Source organism: Acidobacteriota bacterium (genome assembly GCA_012729555.1).
Lineage (GTDB): Bacteria > Acidobacteriota > UBA6911 > UBA6911 > UBA6911 > UBA6911.
The window spans coordinates 1-14,893 of sequence record JAAYCX010000032.1; the positions used below are offsets into that span (position 1 = coordinate 1).

At 66.2% G+C, this 14,893-nt stretch carries 16 protein-coding genes; 9 read left to right on the plus strand and 7 right to left on the minus strand.

The genetic code is table 11. From position 1 onward, the window contains the following. Positions 1–186: 186 nt before the first annotated feature. The 4 genes from GXY47_07290 to GXY47_07305 form a co-directional block, all read right to left on the minus strand. Positions 187–1,527, minus strand: a complete 1,341-nt coding sequence (locus GXY47_07290; protein ID NLV30947.1) for a uroporphyrinogen decarboxylase — start codon at positions 1,525–1,527, stop codon at positions 187–189. Between the two features lie 2 nt (positions 1,528–1,529). After that, complete coding sequence (locus GXY47_07295; GenBank protein NLV30948.1) at positions 1,530–2,168, minus strand: methionine synthase; 639 nt, start codon at positions 2,166–2,168, stop codon at positions 1,530–1,532. A gap of 45 nt (positions 2,169–2,213) precedes the next feature. Further along, positions 2,214–3,017, minus strand: a complete 804-nt coding sequence (locus GXY47_07300; protein ID NLV30949.1) for a dihydropteroate synthase — start codon at positions 3,015–3,017, stop codon at positions 2,214–2,216. Between the two features lie 309 nt (positions 3,018–3,326). After that, a complete protein-coding gene (locus GXY47_07305; GenBank protein ID NLV30950.1) occupies positions 3,327–4,295 on the minus strand; it encodes a phosphoesterase in 969 nt (322 codons plus the stop codon). Positions 4,296–4,546: 251 nt separating this feature from the next. Here GXY47_07305 and rpmE point away from each other — a divergent pair, with 251 nt between their 5' ends. From rpmE to GXY47_07335, 6 genes are all read left to right on the plus strand, one after another. Beyond that, the gene (rpmE, locus tag GXY47_07310) at positions 4,547–4,768 is read left to right on the plus strand and encodes a 50S ribosomal protein L31 (GenBank protein ID NLV30951.1); all 222 of its coding nucleotides are present in this window, start codon (positions 4,547–4,549) and stop codon (positions 4,766–4,768) included. Between the two features lie 90 nt (positions 4,769–4,858). Further along, the gene (gene prfA, locus GXY47_07315) at positions 4,859–5,926 is read left to right on the plus strand and encodes a peptide chain release factor 1 (protein NLV30952.1); all 1,068 of its coding nucleotides are present in this window, start codon (positions 4,859–4,861) and stop codon (positions 5,924–5,926) included. Between the two features lie 10 nt (positions 5,927–5,936). Next, on the plus strand, positions 5,937–6,824 hold the full coding sequence (gene prmC, locus GXY47_07320; protein NLV30953.1) for a peptide chain release factor N(5)-glutamine methyltransferase: 888 nt from the start codon (positions 5,937–5,939) through the stop codon (positions 6,822–6,824). Then, the gene (gene murA, locus GXY47_07325) at positions 6,817–8,070 is read left to right on the plus strand and encodes a UDP-N-acetylglucosamine 1-carboxyvinyltransferase (protein NLV30954.1); all 1,254 of its coding nucleotides are present in this window, start codon (positions 6,817–6,819) and stop codon (positions 8,068–8,070) included. The genes prmC and murA overlap by 8 nt, the downstream gene beginning before the upstream one ends. 71 nt (positions 8,071–8,141) lie before the next feature. Then, positions 8,142–8,492 carry a histidine triad nucleotide-binding protein gene (locus GXY47_07330; protein ID NLV30955.1) on the plus strand — a complete coding sequence of 117 codons (351 nt, stop codon included), beginning with the start codon at positions 8,142–8,144 and terminating at the stop codon, positions 8,490–8,492. A 16-nt stretch (positions 8,493–8,508) separates the two neighbouring features. Further along, positions 8,509–8,817: a hypothetical protein gene (locus GXY47_07335; protein NLV30956.1), complete on the plus strand. Its 309-nt coding sequence runs from the start codon at positions 8,509–8,511 to the stop codon at positions 8,815–8,817. Positions 8,818–8,851: 34 nt separating this feature from the next. Here GXY47_07335 and GXY47_07340 read toward each other — a convergent pair whose 3' ends face one another. Both GXY47_07340 and GXY47_07345 read right to left on the minus strand, forming a co-directional pair. Beyond that, a complete protein-coding gene (locus tag GXY47_07340; GenBank protein NLV30957.1) occupies positions 8,852–10,363 on the minus strand; it encodes a GNAT family N-acetyltransferase in 1,512 nt (503 codons plus the stop codon). 33 nt (positions 10,364–10,396) lie between these two features. Continuing rightward, positions 10,397–10,792, minus strand: coding sequence for a DUF2934 domain-containing protein (locus GXY47_07345; GenBank protein NLV30958.1), 396 nt, complete (start codon positions 10,790–10,792; stop codon positions 10,397–10,399). 58 nt (positions 10,793–10,850) lie between these two features. Between GXY47_07345 and GXY47_07350 the strand changes: the two genes are divergently transcribed. Then, the gene (locus GXY47_07350; GenBank protein NLV30959.1) at positions 10,851–11,057 is read left to right on the plus strand and encodes a hypothetical protein; all 207 of its coding nucleotides are present in this window, start codon (positions 10,851–10,853) and stop codon (positions 11,055–11,057) included. Positions 11,058–11,075: 18 nt separating this feature from the next. On the opposite strand, the gene GXY47_07355 is transcribed toward GXY47_07350, so the two are convergent. Then, a complete protein-coding gene (locus GXY47_07355) occupies positions 11,076–12,527 on the minus strand; it encodes an aminoacyl-histidine dipeptidase (protein ID NLV30960.1) in 1,452 nt (483 codons plus the stop codon). A gap of 186 nt (positions 12,528–12,713) precedes the next feature. Here GXY47_07355 and GXY47_07360 point away from each other — a divergent pair, with 186 nt between their 5' ends. Then, positions 12,714–13,310, plus strand: coding sequence for a carbonic anhydrase (locus GXY47_07360; protein ID NLV30961.1), 597 nt, complete (start codon positions 12,714–12,716; stop codon positions 13,308–13,310). Between the two features lie 101 nt (positions 13,311–13,411). Next, positions 13,412–14,857 carry an NADH-quinone oxidoreductase subunit L gene (locus GXY47_07365; GenBank protein ID NLV30962.1) on the plus strand — a complete coding sequence of 482 codons (1,446 nt, stop codon included), beginning with the start codon at positions 13,412–13,414 and terminating at the stop codon, positions 14,855–14,857. Positions 14,858–14,893 lie beyond the last annotated feature (36 nt).

The window sequence follows — 14,893 nt, forward strand, 5'->3', positions numbered from 1 at the left end:
ATTCACACTCAGAGAATTCATCGAGAGAAAGCTTAAAAATATCTTCCAATCCTGCTATAAGCAGACCATATGTGGTCAACGATCCACTGAGGCCCGCTTCGGTAACATTTAATTATGAGTCAACGGGGGAGGCGCCTCCTTTCGGATCGCCTCCCCGGAGGGCGCGGCCGCCCGGCCGGGACCGGGCTACCTGTGCGTCTTCACGGTCTCGACGTAGGCGTGGAGGTTGTCGGGGTTCATCTCGTCGAGCACGGCGCCGTTGACCATGTAGTAGCCGCCGTCGCCGGCCAGGTCGTCGAGCAGCTGCCGGCAGTGCTCCTTCACCTGGGCCACCGTCCCCGTCTTCAGCAGCGAGGAGGGGAAGTTGCCCGAGAAGCAGGCCCACCCCTGGAGGTGCTTTTTGACCTCCTTCATGTCCGTCTTGTCGAAGTACCAGATCGTGCTCCCGGCCGGGATGTCGGGGTCGGTGATGAGGTCCAGCCGCTGGTTGTAGCTCCCCTCGACGAAGAGGAAGGGGATCATGCCGTCCCTGATCAGTTCGAGCAGGACGGCCTTCAGGGAGGGCCAGTAGAGCTCCTGGAACACCTTCGGCGACATGAAGCCGTCGGCCCCCTTGTGGAGCGGGAAGAACGCGGTGGGCGCCCCCCCCCACTGGTAGGCCCCGTAGGGCATGCGGGCCATGAAGGGGACGATGCGGTCGCACGCCGCGACGATCTCCTTCTTCTTGCGGAAGGTGTCGAGCATCATCGCGCGGGTCCCGCGCATGGTATCCCCGATGACGTCGAAAGGCGCCTTCGAGAAGCCCCCCTGGTATTTGGGCAGCCCCAGGCCGGTGATGACGCCCCGGTCGATCTCGGCCACCCTGCCCGCCCACTGGAGAGAAAGTTCCCCCGCCTTCATGAGCTTCTTGAAGGTCTCCTGGATGTGGGGCAGCCCGAAGGGGAGCATGCCCCAGGGGATGAAGGGGAGTTCGAGCAGGTTGGTGAAGGGGGGGAGCTCCTTCCACGGCTCCAGCGCCCCCATCACCCGCGGCAGGTAGGTGCGGATGAAATAGTCGCTCGGGTCGGCGAGGTAGGCGCCGTACTCCTCCGCTTTCATGAACTCGGCCTCGGCGCACTGGTAGGAGGTGTTCTCCGGCACCCCGTGCCCCGGCCAGTGATAGAGCTTGTAGTCGAGGAGTTCCAGCACCTGGCCCGGGACGTACAGCCCCGAGCTCGCGGCGGCGTCGGGCATGAAATCGGCGTGGAACTTCTTCATCGCCAGGCCGAGCTTGTCGGCGTCGTACATGGCGTCCCTGCACGAGTAGCCGGCGTAGTGGAAGGGGGCGAACCCGGTGGAGATCGCCACCGGGACACGGGCGGGCTTCTTCAACTGGAAAACGTCGGCGAAGAGCCGGGCCCGCTCCCGGTAGGAGTTCTCCGCCCCGGGGTCCGTGAACTCGATCCCCTCGTGGTTGATCCAGGCGTCCAGCCGCGCCTGGCGCTTCTGGTCCGGGGTCAGGCTTTCAAAATTTTCCGGTTTTGGCATCGCTATTTTGCTCCTACCCATCCTTTGGACAGATTCACTGCAGCCATCGCGTCCTTGCCGTAGGCGTCCGCCTTGGCGTAGGCGGCCACCTGGTCGTCCATCTGCCCGCCGCCGATCATGACCTTGACGCTGTCGCGCAAGCCGGCGTCGACCAGGGCCTGGACGGTGTTCTTCATCGGGTCGTAGGCGAGGGTCAGAAAGCCGCTGAGTCCGACGACCTGGGGCTTGAATTCCTTGACCGCTTCCACGAACCTGGCCGCGGGGACGTCCACGCCGAGATCCATGACATCGAACCCGTTGATGTCGAGCATGAAGACCACGATATCCTTGGCGATGTCGTGGATGTCCCCCTCCACGGTGCCGAAGACGATGCGGCCCAGCTTCTTCTGCTCCTCGCCGCCGCCCGCTGCCAGGCGCGGCTTGACCATCGCCCCGATCTGCCGGAGCATTTCGCCGGCCAGGATCAGTTCGGGAACGAAGCATTCGCCGGCGGCGAAGCGGTCGCCGATGATACCGAGCGCCGTGCGGCAGTCGTCGAGCAGGCTGAGGGGCTCCACGCCCTCGTCGAGCAGTTTTTCCGCAAGTTTGACGGCTTCTTCCTCACGCATGTCCACAACGAGATCGATCAGTTCCTGTGACATAAGCTCTCCTTTTTACCTTCCCTGGAAGTGGTTATTACAGAATCCTTATACGGGCTTGTTGAACACCCCCGCGCGGAAGGCGCGGGTATAATTGAGGCAATGCCTGTCCCGGGCCAGCAGAAGCTCGGTGGCCAGAATGGTGGTCTGGATGTCGTGGTTGTTCGGGTCGCAGATGGCGCAGTCCATCCCCGCCTGCATCGATAGCGCCAGGAACACCCGGTTGATGTATGTCCTGGCCGGCAGCCCGAAGGAGATGTTGCTCAGCCCGCAGGTGATGTGGACCTCCGGGAACCGCCGGCGGATCTCGCGGACGCTGTCGAAGAAGATGAGGCCGTTCTGGATGCCCGACCCGATGGTCATCGCGAGCGGGTCGACGTAGAGGTTGCCGTCCCTGATCCCGAGCGCCCGGGTCTTTTCGAGCAGCCGGGCGATGTTGCCGAGGCACTCCTCCTGCGATTTGGGGAGCCCCTTCTCCCCGCTCGCCAGGGCGACCGTCGGGCAATCATGTTCGGCGACGATGGGGAAGATGTCCTGGCGCCCAGGTTCCAGGCTGATCGAGTTGATCATCGGCTTGGTCTTGACCACCCGGATCGCCGCCTCGAGGGCCTTCGGGTTGGCGCTGTCGAGGGCGATCGGCTTGTCGATGACGGCCTGGATCGTTTCCACCAGCCAGATGAGGTCTTCGGGTTCGCGCTGCGGCGCCGTGCCCGCATTGGCGTCCACCCACGAGGTATGGGCGACCGAGGCCTGTTCCCTGGCAAGATTCTGTATGAATTCCGCGTCGCGTTCCTGGATGGCCTTGGCCACCCGCTTGCGCGTCCCGTTGATCTTTTCCGCGATTATGTCCAAGGAATTGCTCCTTTCCTAGAAATTTCCCGCCTGAAGGCCGCCCGCGGCGGCACAGACGCGGTGTTCTCCCGTCCGGGGGTACAGGCGGGGAACCCAGGCTAACCAGTATCCGATTCAAATATCAAGCGTTCGGAGCATCGCGGGCTTTCGGAGGGGGGCCGAGAACAGATCGGGAGTCAATGAAAGCACGACCGGATGCCGCATGAACGAATCATTCCGGGCAAACCGACTACAAACGATTGATTTATAAAATATTTCAGTTCCCGGCACAAGCGAATTCCGCCGGGTGCTCCCGCCGGGGGGAGGCGCTTACGGGCTGGGGGCGCCGCGCAGTTCTTCCGTGATCTCGAGGGCGATGCGGCGCGCCTTCTCCAGCTCCGTGGGGGGGAAGGAGATCGCTCCCACCACCGGGTGGCCCCCCCCGCCGTGGCGTTCGCACAGCCTGGCCAGGTTGTGGGTGCGCGGCACGGGGCTCCACGGGTTGGAACCGACCGAGATCTTGGTCCGGTAGCTCGAAAGGCTCAGGCCCACGCAATAGGTGGCTTCGGGGTGGAGGTAGTAGGGGATGAACTTGTTGTAGCCTTCCAGTTCGTACCCGGTGATGTCGAAAAAGACGGTGCGGTCGGCGTACTCGGCGTGCCGGCGGATGATGTCGATCGAGCCGAGGTGCCTTTCGTACAGGGGGTTGAAGGCGTCGCGCACCCAGGGGATCCCGATGATGTCGCCCAGGGGGCGCTCGCGGAATTCCCCGATCAGGGCGCAGATCTTCCCGCTGTCGCGGAGCCCCTCGACCACCATCATGAGCTTCATCGCCGGCTCGGCGAGTTCCACGGCGGCCCGGGCGCTCTCGAACAGGGCGCCGTCGATGATGTCGGCCCAGCGGATCAGTTCCGCCATGCGGGCGGAATCGAAGGAGAAGTGCTTCCCGCACATCTCGGCGATGAACTTGGTGCAGGAGCGGTAGGTCGGGTCGTGGAATTTCCGGCCGCTCCTGTCCGCCCTGAAGTGGGCCTCGTCCTCCCTCGAGAGGAAGGCGCTCTGGTGGTGGTCGAACCACCAGGTCAGGCGCGGGTCGCTGGAATATTTGAAATCGACGATGGCGTTCCGGTCCCCGTCGAACCGGACGTCCAGAAAAAGTTCCCCCGCCCGGTGCGCCAGCCCCTCGTAGGTGAAGCTGCAGTTCGGGTCGATGCAGTCGAGGTAGAACTGGCTGAAGACCGCGGCCGAGGCCATCCCGTCAAAGCAGTTGTTGTGAAAGTATATCTTCATTATACTCATAGGTATGCAAGAGCCCGCAAAGACGCCCGGGGCATGCGCCTGGGCCCGGCGGCCGAGGGCGACCGTAAACACTACCATACTCGCCGACCCGGCGGAAGGACATTCAGCCCCCGCTCCGGCCGGCGCCCGGGAACGGAAAACTGCTGGTATGCATGCGGCTCCGATGCTATATTGCAGGTTTTATCTCCGGCTGTGCCCGTCCGCCCCGCCAGGTGAGGGGGGGAGGTGCCGGCCGGGTTGCGAGGCGGATCATGAAAGAAGGAATCCATCCCAAGTACCACAACATCACCGTCAGCTGCGCCTGCGGCAACCGGTTCGAAACCCGCAGCACCAAGTCCGAAATCAGGCTGGAGCTCTGCTCCCAGTGCCACCCGTTCTACACGGGGAAGCAGAAGCTGGTGGACACGGCCGGCCGGATCGAGCGTTTCCAGCGGCGCTACGGCCTGGACAAGGACGGGAAGCCCAAGGCCTGACGCCGTCCGTGGTGAACGTGCAACCAGCCGCGCGCGCCGTTCCGGCGCCGCAATCCGCGCTCTTGCGGGGTACGGCGTGACGGAAATTCCATGATCGAAAAGCTGAACTCCCTGGAAAGAAAATTCGAGGAACTGGGCGTGCTCCTGGCGGACCCGGCGGTGATCGCCGACCAGCCGGCCTACCAGAAGCATGCGAAATCCTACCGGGATCTCGAGCCGGTCGTGGAGAAGTTCCGCGAATACAAGGGGATCCTGCGCGCCCTGGAGGAGACCCGGGCCCTGGGGGTCTCCGAGACCGATCCCGAGATGAAGAAGATGGTCGAGGAGGAAGCGGCCGAACTCACGCGGCGGGAGGAGGAGTGCCGGAAGGGGCTGCAGCTGCTGCTGATGCCGCGGGACCCCAACGACGACAGGAACGTGCTGCTGGAAATCCGCGCCGGCACCGGCGGCAACGAGGCCACCCTCTTCGCCGCGGAGCTTTTCCGCATGTATTCCCGCTTCACCGAGCGGACCGGGTGGCGCGTGGAGATCATGGAAGGGCACGAGTCGGAGGTGGGCGGGTTCAAGGAGATCATCGCGATCGTGGAGGGGGACCGCGTCTACAGCAAGCTGAAGTACGAGAGCGGCGTGCACCGGGTGCAGCGGGTGCCGGAGACCGAGGCCAACGGCAGGATCCACACCTCCGCCGTCACGGTGGCGGTGCTGCCGGAGGCGGACGACGTGGAGGTGGACATCGACGCCAGGGACATCCGCATCGACACCTTCTGCTCCTCCGGTCCGGGAGGCCAGTCGGTCAACACCACCTACTCCGCGGTCCGGATCACCCACATCCCGACGGGGCTGGTGGTCTCCTGCCAGGACGAGAAGTCGCAGATCAAGAACCGGGCCAAGGCGATGCGCGTACTCCGCTCGCGCCTGTACGACATCGCGCTCCAGGAGCAGCAGAAGACGATCGCCGAAGACCGCCGGAGCCAGGTCGGCTCCGGGGACCGGAGCGAGAAGATCCGGACCTACAACTATCCCCAGAACCGCGTCACCGACCACCGCATCGGCCTGACCATCCACAACCTCAACGACTTCATGGACGGCAACATCCAGGCGATGCTCGAAGCCCTGGTGACGCACCACCAGGCCGAGAAGCTGAAGCAGTCGCTGTAGGCCGCCGCCCATGCAGACCCCCGTCCAGACCATCGCCTCCGCGCGCGCGCGCATGATGGGGGAGTTCGGGCGGGCGGGTGTCGAGTCCCCCGCCCTGACGGCCGAACTGCTGATCGGCTTCGCCCTCGGGTGGAACCGGGAGCGCGTGCTGGCCCACCCCGAGCGGGGACTGGCGCCGGAGACGACGGAGATCCTCGACGCGCTCGCGGCACGCAGGGTGCGGGGGGAGCCGCTGCAGTACCTGACGGGGGAGCGCGAATTCTACGGCCGCCCCTTCCGGGTGACGCCCGACGTGCTGATCCCCCGTCCGGAGACGGAGATCCTGGTGGAGGAGGCGATCGGGCGGATGCGGTCCCTCGGGCGGCCCGGCCTTCGCTACGCCGATGTCGGCACCGGGAGCGGCTGCATCGCCCTGTCGGTCGCCTGCGAGTTCCCGGAATCGTCCGGCTACGGGGTGGACCGCTCCTTCGCCGCGCTCCGGGTCGCGGCGGAAAACGGCGTGCGGCTCGGGGCGGCCGGGCGGGTCGTGTGGGTCGCGGCGGACCTGCTCGAATGCTTCCCGGAGCGGGGGTGTCTCGATTTTATCCTGAGCAATCCCCCGTATGTCCCGTCCGGGGACTATAATGATCTTCCGCGCGAGGTGAGGGAGTACGAGCCGCGCCCCGCCCTCATCGGGGGCGAGGACGGGCTCGATGTCCATCGCAGGCTGATCCCGGCGGCGGCCGCGAGGCTGGTCCCCGGGGGGGAGCTGCTGCTCGAGGTCGGCCGGGGGCAGGCCGGGGCGGTGGGGCGGCTGATGGAGGAAGCGGGGCTGCGGCCGGGGGCGGCGGTCCGTGATTTGCAGGGCATCGCGCGGGTCGTCATCGCGCGCCGGCCCGGCCGGAGAACGCATGGATAAGATTCGGATCGAGGGAGGGGTCCCCCTGAGGGGGCGGGTGGAGACGAGCGGGGCGAAGAACGCGGCCCTGCCGGCCATGGCGGCGTCGCTGCTGACCGGGGAGGCGGTGCAGCTGGAGAACCTCCCGCGCGTGCGCGACATCCTGACCACGCGCGACCTGCTCGAGAAGATGGGGGCCGAGGCCGAAATCAGGGAAGACGGGACCGGCACCTTCCGGGCCGCGGAGATCCGTTCCTTCGAAGCCCCCTACGAGCTGGTCAAGACGATGCGGGCCTCGATCCTGGTCCTCGGCCCGCTCCTCGGGCGCTTCCGGAAGGCGCGGGTCTCCCTGCCGGGCGGGTGCGCCATAGGCGCGCGCCCCGTCAACATCCACCTGGCGGGGCTGGAGAGGATGGGGGCGGTGTGCGAGGTGGCGCACGGCTACGTGGAGGCGTCCACCGAGGGCCTGCACGGCGCCTACATCCAGATGGAAACGGTGACGGTCACCGGGACGGAAAACCTGATGATGGCGGCGGCTTTGGCCGACGGGGAAACCGTGCTCGACAACGCGGCCTGCGAACCGGAGGTCGGCGACCTGGCCGCCATGCTCCGCGCCATGGGGGCCCACATCGAGGGGGACGGGACGCGCACCATCCGGATCCGCGGCGCCCGCCGGTTGCGCGGCTGCCGCCACCGCATCATCCCCGACCGGATCGAGGCCGGGACCTTCGCCGCGGCCGCCGCGATCACCCGGGGGGACGTGGAGGTCGCCGGCTGCAACCCGCAGCAGCTGACGGCGGTGTTGACGCAGCTGGCCCAGGCCGGCGCCGAGATCTCCATCGGCAAGGACGGCTTCCGCATCCGGGGGCGGGACCCGATTTCGTCCAAAAACGTGACGACCTACCCCTATCCCGCGTTCCCCACCGACATGCAGGCCCAGTACATGGCGCTGATGACCCAGGGGGACGGGACCGCCATCATCACCGAGACGATCTTCGAAAACCGTTTCCTGCACGCGCTCGAGCTGATCCGGATGGGGGCCGACATCACGATCGAGGGGCGGCAGGCCATGGTCCGCGGGGGGCGGCCGCTGACCGGGGCCAGGGTCCTGGCCTCCGACCTGCGGGCCAGCGCCTCCCTCATCCTCGCGGGGCTGGTGGCCGAGGGGGAGACCGTCATCGACCGGGTCTACCACCTGGACCGGGGCTATTACCGCATCGAGGACAAGATGGCGCAACTGGGAGCCCGCATCGAACGGATCCGCTAGGGAGGCCGGCACCGGTCATGATCCCCTTTGCAGTCAAGAAGCTCGTTTTCTACGCCTACAAGAGAGGAATGATGAAGCTGTTCGGGTGCACCTTCTGCCAGGTGGCCGCGCACGAGCGGGCGGCCGCGATCCTTTACGAGGACGAGCACTGCGTCGTCTTCCCCGACATCCACCCGCGGGCCCCGGTGCACCTGCTCGTCATCCCGCGCCGGCACATCGGTTCCCTGAACGACCTCCAGGAGGGGGACCGGGACCTCCTCGGCCACATGATGGGGGTGGTGGGGGAGATGGCCCGCCGGCAGGGGATCGACCGCACCGGGTACCGGACCGTGATCAACACCAACGCCGAGGCCGGCCAGACCGTTTTCCACCTTCACATCCATATCCTGGGAGGCCGGATCCTGAAGTGGCCCCCGGGGTAGAGTCCGAGGAATCGCGATGCCTAACGAAGAGAGACCCGTCGAAATCGTCCCCGACCCGCACCGGAGCTCCCCGCGGGTCTATTCCAATTACGTGCAGGTGAGCGCCTCTCCCGTCGACTGCACCCTGACCTTCTGCGAGGTGATCGGGCCGCAGAACGAGGAGGAGGCGCGCGAGATGCGCCTGAAAGGGGTCCTGCCGGCCCCGGTGAAGGCCGTGATCGCCATCCCGGTCGAGATCCTCGACGGGTTCATCCAGGCGCTCGAGGCCCAGAGGAGAAAAAACACGCGGGGCGGCGCCAGCTCCAGCGGGACGCGGGTGCAGTAGGGGGCTCCTGGTCCGCGTGATTCATAAATGCGGGCTAGAGCCTGCGCACCTCGTAGAGGTCGCGGCGCCGGTCCTTCAGGTTGCGCACGCTGCCGAACTGGTGGAGTTCCCGGAGCATGTCGATGTCCACGTCGGTGACCAGGATCATCTCGGTGTTGGGGGTGGCTTCGGCCTTGACCCCGTTGGCGGGGAAGGGAAAGTCGCAGGGGGTCAGCACCATCGACTGGGCGTACTGGATGTCCATGTTGTGCACCTTCGGGAGGTTCCCGACGCTCCCGGCGATGGCGACGTAGCACTCGTTCTCGATCGCCCGGGACTGGGCGCAGTGGCGCACCCGGGAGAAGCTGTTCTGGGTGTCGGTGAGGAAGGGGACGAAGAGGATGTCCATCCCCTCGTCGGCCAGCAGGCGGCCCAGCTCCGGGAACTCGACGTCATAGCAGATCAGGACCCCGATCTTCCCGCAGTCGGTGTCGAAAGCGCGGAAATTCCCCCCCCCCTGCAGCCCCCAGACCCGGGCCTCGTCGGGGGTGACGTGGATCTTCTCGAACCGCTCCACCGACCCCTGCCGCTTGCAGAGGTAGCCGGCGTTGTAGAGGCGCCCGTCGACCATTTCCGGCATGCTGCCGGTGATGATGTTGATGTTGTAGGCGATGGCCAGGCGGGACAGGTCCTCCACCAGCCCGGCGGTGTGCCGGGCCAGTTCCCGGATCGCCTGCGATTCCTCGAGGTGGTTGTTTTCGGCCATCAGCGGGGCGTTGAAGAACTCGGGAAAGAGCGCGAAATCGGAGCGGTACCCGGAGACGGCGTCCACGAAGAATTCCGCCTGCTGCATGAGCTCCCCGGGGTCGCGGTAGGGCCGCATCTGCCACTGGATCAGCCCCAGGCGCACCGACTTCTTGATGACGGCCGCCTTCTTCCGGGGCTTTTCGTAGTAGATGTTCTTCCATTCCAGCAGGACGGCGTATTCGCTCGATTCGGCGTCCCCCGGGAGGTACCCCTTGATGACCTTGGCGGGGTGGAAATCGTTGGAGAGCTGGAAATCGAGCACGGGGTCGTGAATCTCCCGGGTCCGGACCTTCCTGATGTACTCCCGGGGGGACATGCCGTCGGCGTAGGTGTGGTAGTTGGGGATCCTCCCCCCGAAAACGATCCCCCTGAGATTCAGCCTCTCGCACAGCTCCTTGCGGTAGTCGTACAAGCGCCGTCCCAGCCGCAGCCCGCGGAACTTGGGCCGGATGAAGATGTCGATGCCGTAGAGGATGTCCCCCTCCGGGTCGTGGGTCGAGAAGGTGAAGTCCCCGGTGATCTCCCGGTAGGTGTGTCCCGGTTCGAACCTGGCGTAGTCCACGATGATGGACAGGGCGCCGCCGGCGAGCTCCCCGTCGATGGTGATGATCACCTGCCCCTCCGGGAAGGCGCGCGTCAGCAGCTCGACGTGGCGCTCCTTCCAGTAGGCGTGGGGCATGGCCGGGTAGGCCTCGATCATCGCCTCCTTCAGCCTGTTGTAGTCGGAAACACTCAGGAACTTGAGCTCTATGTTCGGCATGGGGTCCCGTGGCCGCTATCGGAGGGGGCGCTTTCAGGCTTTTTCGGACGCCGGGGGGGTGCGGGCGACGGCCACCATCCGGCCCACCTCGGTCTCGGCGTCCAGCCAGTCTTCGAGCTCGTGGCCGGGGGCGAAACCGCGCCGCTCGGCGCGGTAGTAGGCGGCCTCGGCGATCAGGAGGTAGCGTTCCCCGTCCGTGACGCCGGCCGTCGGGGGGGCGGTCTTCTTTTTGTTCGCGGCCGCGCCGGGGGCCGCGTTCCTGCGCGCGCCGGCCCCGGGCGCCTTCGCGGACGGGGTTCTGGCGGCTTGGGTTCTGGGTGTCCTGGCCATGACGACTCCTTTCCGGAATTTCCCAAAGCATACCGCAGTTCCGGCGCGGCGTGAAGGCGTAACGGGCCTTTGACACCGGGCCCGGCCGATCCTATGCATGGTGTAGCGGCGCCCGCCCGGGCGCGGATGTTGTCTCTTTCATAGGGGAGGGAGTCCGATGGTAGAAAAGAAGGACGAATTGACGGATGCCGGGCTGGAGTTGTCTGACCTCCACCCGGACCATGAAAAACACCTGTGTCACATAACCAGCCTGCGCAACATGAAGACGGTCGGGGCGCTCTCGAAGGACGCCCAGTACCTCTGCGTGGTCTGCGGCCGCGCGGCGCGGCGCGCGGTCAACCTCTGCGAGCCCGCCAAACTCTGACGGGGGCGGGCCGGGCGGTCACACGCGCCTGAGGATGCCGAGGAGCAGGTCCCAGAACTTTTCCACGGTGTCGATATACATCCTCTCCTCCGGCGAATGGGCCCCCTCGAGGGTGGGGCCGAAGGAGATCATGTCCATCCCGGGGTAGCGCTCGCCGATGACGCCGCATTCCAGCCCGGCGTGGATCGCCTTCGCCTGAGGCTCCCTGCCGAAGAGTTCCCGGTAGGCCTCCCGGGCGATCTTCAGGATGGGGGAGTCGAGGTCGGGCTTCCACCCGGGGTAGGCGTCGGAAGTGTCGATGGCGGCGCCCCCCAGTTCCATGACGGAGGCCACCGCGGCGGCGAGCGCGTTAAGCTCCGACGCCACCGAACTCCGCTGGCTGGTCACGAGCCGGACGCCTTCCCCCCCGGTGTGGACCGCGGCCAGGTTGGTGGAGGTCTCGACCAGGCCCGGGATTTCGGCGCTCATCTTGACGACGCCGTGGGGGAGCGCCGAGAGGAGACGCACCAGGGTGAGCTGGTCCCTGCGGCCGAGCACTTTTTCCGGCCGGTCCCCCTCGAGCGGGGCCAGGACGATCCCGAGGTCGGGCTCCGCAGCCTGGAATTCCGCCCGGATGTCGGCGAGGAGTTGTTCGACCGCGGCGCCGGCCGCTTTCACCTTCCGCGGCGGGACCAGGAGCACCGCCTCGCACTGGCGCGGGATGGCGTTGTGCTTGTCCCCCCCGTCGACGGAGGAGATCCTCGCCCCGAGGGGGGACAGGGCCAGGAGCACGCGGCCCATGAGCTTGACGGCGTTGGCCCGGCCCTTGTCGATTTCGAGCCCCGAGTGTCCCCCCTTGAGCCCCGTGACCTTGACCGACAGCGCCGCGTGCCTCGGGTTCGCGTCCCTTTGCCGGACCTCGAGCACGCCGGTGGTGTCCCGGCCCCCGCTGCAGCCGATGTAGAGCGTCCCCTCCTCCTCGCTGTCGAGGTTCAGCAGGATGCGGCTCCGCACGAAATCGGGGCCCAGGCCGGCGGCCCCGGTCAGGCCGGTCTCCTCGTCGACCGTGAAGAGGAGTTCGAGGGGGCCGTGCCGGAGCGACCGGTCCTCCATGACGGCCAGCATCGCCGCCACCGCGATCCCGTTGTCCGCCCCCAGGGTGGTGCCGTCGGCCATGATGACGTCCCCGCGGCGCACCAGCCGGATCGGGTCGGTGAGGAAATCGTGCCGCGTCTCCCGGTTCTTCTCGCAGACCATGTCGAGGTGCCCCTGCAGCGCCACGCCCGGGCGCCCGTCCAGGCCGCCGGCGGGTTTGCGGACGATGACGTTCCCCAGCGGGTCCGATTCCGCCTCGAGCCCCAGCCTCCGGGCCTGGTCGAGGACGTACCGGGAGGCGGCCGCCTCGTTTTTGGAGCAGCGGGGGATCCGGGAGATCTCGGCGAAATATCTCCAGACGGGTTCCGGTTTCAAGCCATCGATGGCGGCGGTCATGGGGGACTCCTTTCATGGGGTGATTCCCGAATACATCTTACAGCATACCCCGGGCCCGGGCTGAAATTCAAAAAATGGGTTTGTGCTCCGGTCCGGGAGGTATACAATGCCGGGCGGACGGCGTCGGGGGGGGGGTGCGCCGGCGCGTCCGGGGGCATAAATACAGAAAAACGGGGAAATAAGGGCATGAGCCATGACAACGCGCGCGCGTCCCGGGTGAGCGCGGGTGAGGGGCTGGAGCGTCTGCTTTCCGGCAACCGGCGGCATGCTTCGGGCAGGGAGGTGCACCCGCACCAGGACCCGGCCCGGAGGGAGGAGATCGTTTCCGGGCAGCACCCTTTCGCGGTGATCCTCGGCTGCTCCGACTCGCGCGTCCCCCCCGAAATTCTCTTCGATTGCGGGCTGGGGGACCTGTTCGTGGTCCGCACCGCCGGCCATTGCCTGGACGAGGCCGCCTCCGGCAGCATCCAATACGCGGTCGAGCACCTCGGGGTGGAGCTGGTGGTGGTGCTGGGGCACGCTTTCTGCGGTGCGGTAACCGCGGTGCTGGAAGACGCGGGCGCCGCGGGGCACCTCAAGAACCTGCTCGACCGGCTGCGGCCCGTCGTCGGCGGGCTCCCGCGCCCCGGCGGCCTCGAGCGCGCGATCGCCGAAAATGTTCACCGGACGGTGGCGGAACTGAAATCGGAAGCATGGGCCCGGAAGGTCACGGTCCTGGGCATGCACTACGACCTCCGAAGCGGAAGGGTGAGGCTGGAACCCCCGGCCGCCGGGGAGGAATAAACAGCGGCTCCTACGATTCTGGTGGAATGAAGCTGCAGGTTTTCCTATAATTTCCGGTTCTTTTGAACTTGGTAATTATTTCTAGTGTCGGAGTGAATGGTATGGAATCGCAAGCTTTGATGGTCATTCTGGTCCCCTTGCTCGGTTCTCTGCTGATACCGCTCGCGGGATGGGCGGGGCTGAGGAAGGCCACCGGCCCGATGGCGGTGCTTCTGATCGGCTGCGCCCACGTGCTGACGTGGCCCCTGCTCGGGCCGGCGCTGGCCGGCCGGACCGGCGAGTCGTCGATTCCGCTCTACCGGTGGATCGAGTTCTCCACGAACATCGACGCGCTTGCCGTGTTCATGGCCTTCACGGCCTCCCTGATCGCCACGCTGATCGCCGTCTACTCCCTCGGGTACATCGAACACACCGAGCACGAGCCGGAATACTATTTCATCGTGACACTCTTCGTCGGGGCGATGATGGGGCTGGTCTTCTCCCGGAACCTCATCTTCCTTTACATGTTCTGGGAGATCTCGGCGCTGGCCTGCTGGCGGTTGATCGGCTATTTCCGGGACCCGGAGTACGTCTGGAAGGCCGACAAGGCGTTTCTGATCACCTTCGGCGGCGCCGTTTTCATGCTCCTGGGCTTCGCCCTGATCTTCACCCAGTACGGCACCTTCGACATCTCGGAGCTGCGGGGGAAGGAGATCGGGACCGCCGCCCTGGTGCTGGTCATGGCGGGCATCTTCAGCAAGAGCGCCACGGTCCCGCTCCACACCTGGCTGCCGGACGCCGGGGTGGCGCCCTCGACCATCACCTCGCTGCTGCACGCGGCCATCCTGGTCAAGATCGGCCTGTACGCCTTCGCCCGCCTCTTCTGCAACGGCATGGTGATCGCCCCCGAAGCGCAGACCTGGCTCCTCGTTTTGGCCCTCCTGAGCGCCTTCGTGAGCGCCGCCGCCGCGCTGCACGAGACCAACATCAAGCGCCTCCTCGCCTATTCGACGGTGAGCCAGATCGGGTACACCTTCCTCGGGCTGATGGTCTTCACCCACTTCGGCTACATCGGGGCGCTCCTGTACATCATGGCCCACGGTTTCGCCAAGGGGGGGCTCTTCCTCTGCGCCGGCATCATCGAGCACGGCACCCATACCAAGGACATGACAAAGATGGGGGGGCTGTTCAGGAAGATGCCGGTGACGGGGGTGAGCTACCTCATCTGCGCCCTGAGCATCGCCGGGATCCCCCCGATGGCGGGATTCTTCAGCAAGTACTTCGTTATCAACGGCCTGGTGGAGGGAGGGCGGATCGCCATCGCCACGCTCGCCATCCTGACGGCCGTGGTCACCCTCCTCTACATGCTCAAGAGCTTCCGCATGGTGTTCCTCGGGGAGTCCCGGGGCGAGGCGCACGGAGAGGGGAGCCCGGTCATGGTGGGGGTCGTCGCCGTTCTGGCCGTCCTGACGGTGGCGAGCGGGTTTCTGCTCCAGCTGCCGTACGACCTGGTCAAGGTTGCCGATGGACAGCGCCTGGTCGAACTCGTCAGCCTTCTCTGGAGATAATAGGTTATGAGCGCTCAATCATTGTTGTGGGTCCCC

What these genes read in the sequence shown, in the direction of transcription:
- GXY47_07290 (NLV30947.1), bottom strand. Translation starts at nt 1,527, where the DNA reads ATGCCAAAACCGGAAAATTTTGAAAGCCTGACCCCGGACCAGAAGCGC.
- GXY47_07295 (NLV30948.1), bottom strand. Translation starts at nt 2,168, where the DNA reads ATGTCACAGGAACTGATCGATCTCGTTGTGGACATGCGTGAGGAAGAA.
- GXY47_07305 (NLV30950.1), bottom strand. Translation starts at nt 4,295, where the DNA reads ATGAGTATAATGAAGATATACTTTCACAACAACTGCTTTGACGGGATG.
- rpmE (NLV30951.1), top strand. Translation starts at nt 4,547, where the DNA reads ATGAAAGAAGGAATCCATCCCAAGTACCACAACATCACCGTCAGCTGC.
- prfA (NLV30952.1), top strand. Translation starts at nt 4,859, where the DNA reads ATGATCGAAAAGCTGAACTCCCTGGAAAGAAAATTCGAGGAACTGGGC.
- prmC (NLV30953.1), top strand. Translation starts at nt 5,937, where the DNA reads ATGCAGACCCCCGTCCAGACCATCGCCTCCGCGCGCGCGCGCATGATG.
- murA (NLV30954.1), top strand. Translation starts at nt 6,817, where the DNA reads ATGGATAAGATTCGGATCGAGGGAGGGGTCCCCCTGAGGGGGCGGGTG.
- GXY47_07330 (NLV30955.1), top strand. Translation starts at nt 8,142, where the DNA reads ATGAAGCTGTTCGGGTGCACCTTCTGCCAGGTGGCCGCGCACGAGCGG.
- GXY47_07335 (NLV30956.1), top strand. Translation starts at nt 8,509, where the DNA reads ATGCCTAACGAAGAGAGACCCGTCGAAATCGTCCCCGACCCGCACCGG.
- GXY47_07340 (NLV30957.1), bottom strand. Translation starts at nt 10,363, where the DNA reads ATGCCGAACATAGAGCTCAAGTTCCTGAGTGTTTCCGACTACAACAGG.
- GXY47_07345 (NLV30958.1), bottom strand. Translation starts at nt 10,792, where the DNA reads ATGCATAGGATCGGCCGGGCCCGGTGTCAAAGGCCCGTTACGCCTTCA.
- GXY47_07350 (NLV30959.1), top strand. Translation starts at nt 10,851, where the DNA reads ATGGTAGAAAAGAAGGACGAATTGACGGATGCCGGGCTGGAGTTGTCT.
- GXY47_07355 (NLV30960.1), bottom strand. Translation starts at nt 12,527, where the DNA reads ATGACCGCCGCCATCGATGGCTTGAAACCGGAACCCGTCTGGAGATAT.
- GXY47_07360 (NLV30961.1), top strand. Translation starts at nt 12,714, where the DNA reads ATGAGCCATGACAACGCGCGCGCGTCCCGGGTGAGCGCGGGTGAGGGG.
- GXY47_07365 (NLV30962.1), top strand. Translation starts at nt 13,412, where the DNA reads ATGGAATCGCAAGCTTTGATGGTCATTCTGGTCCCCTTGCTCGGTTCT.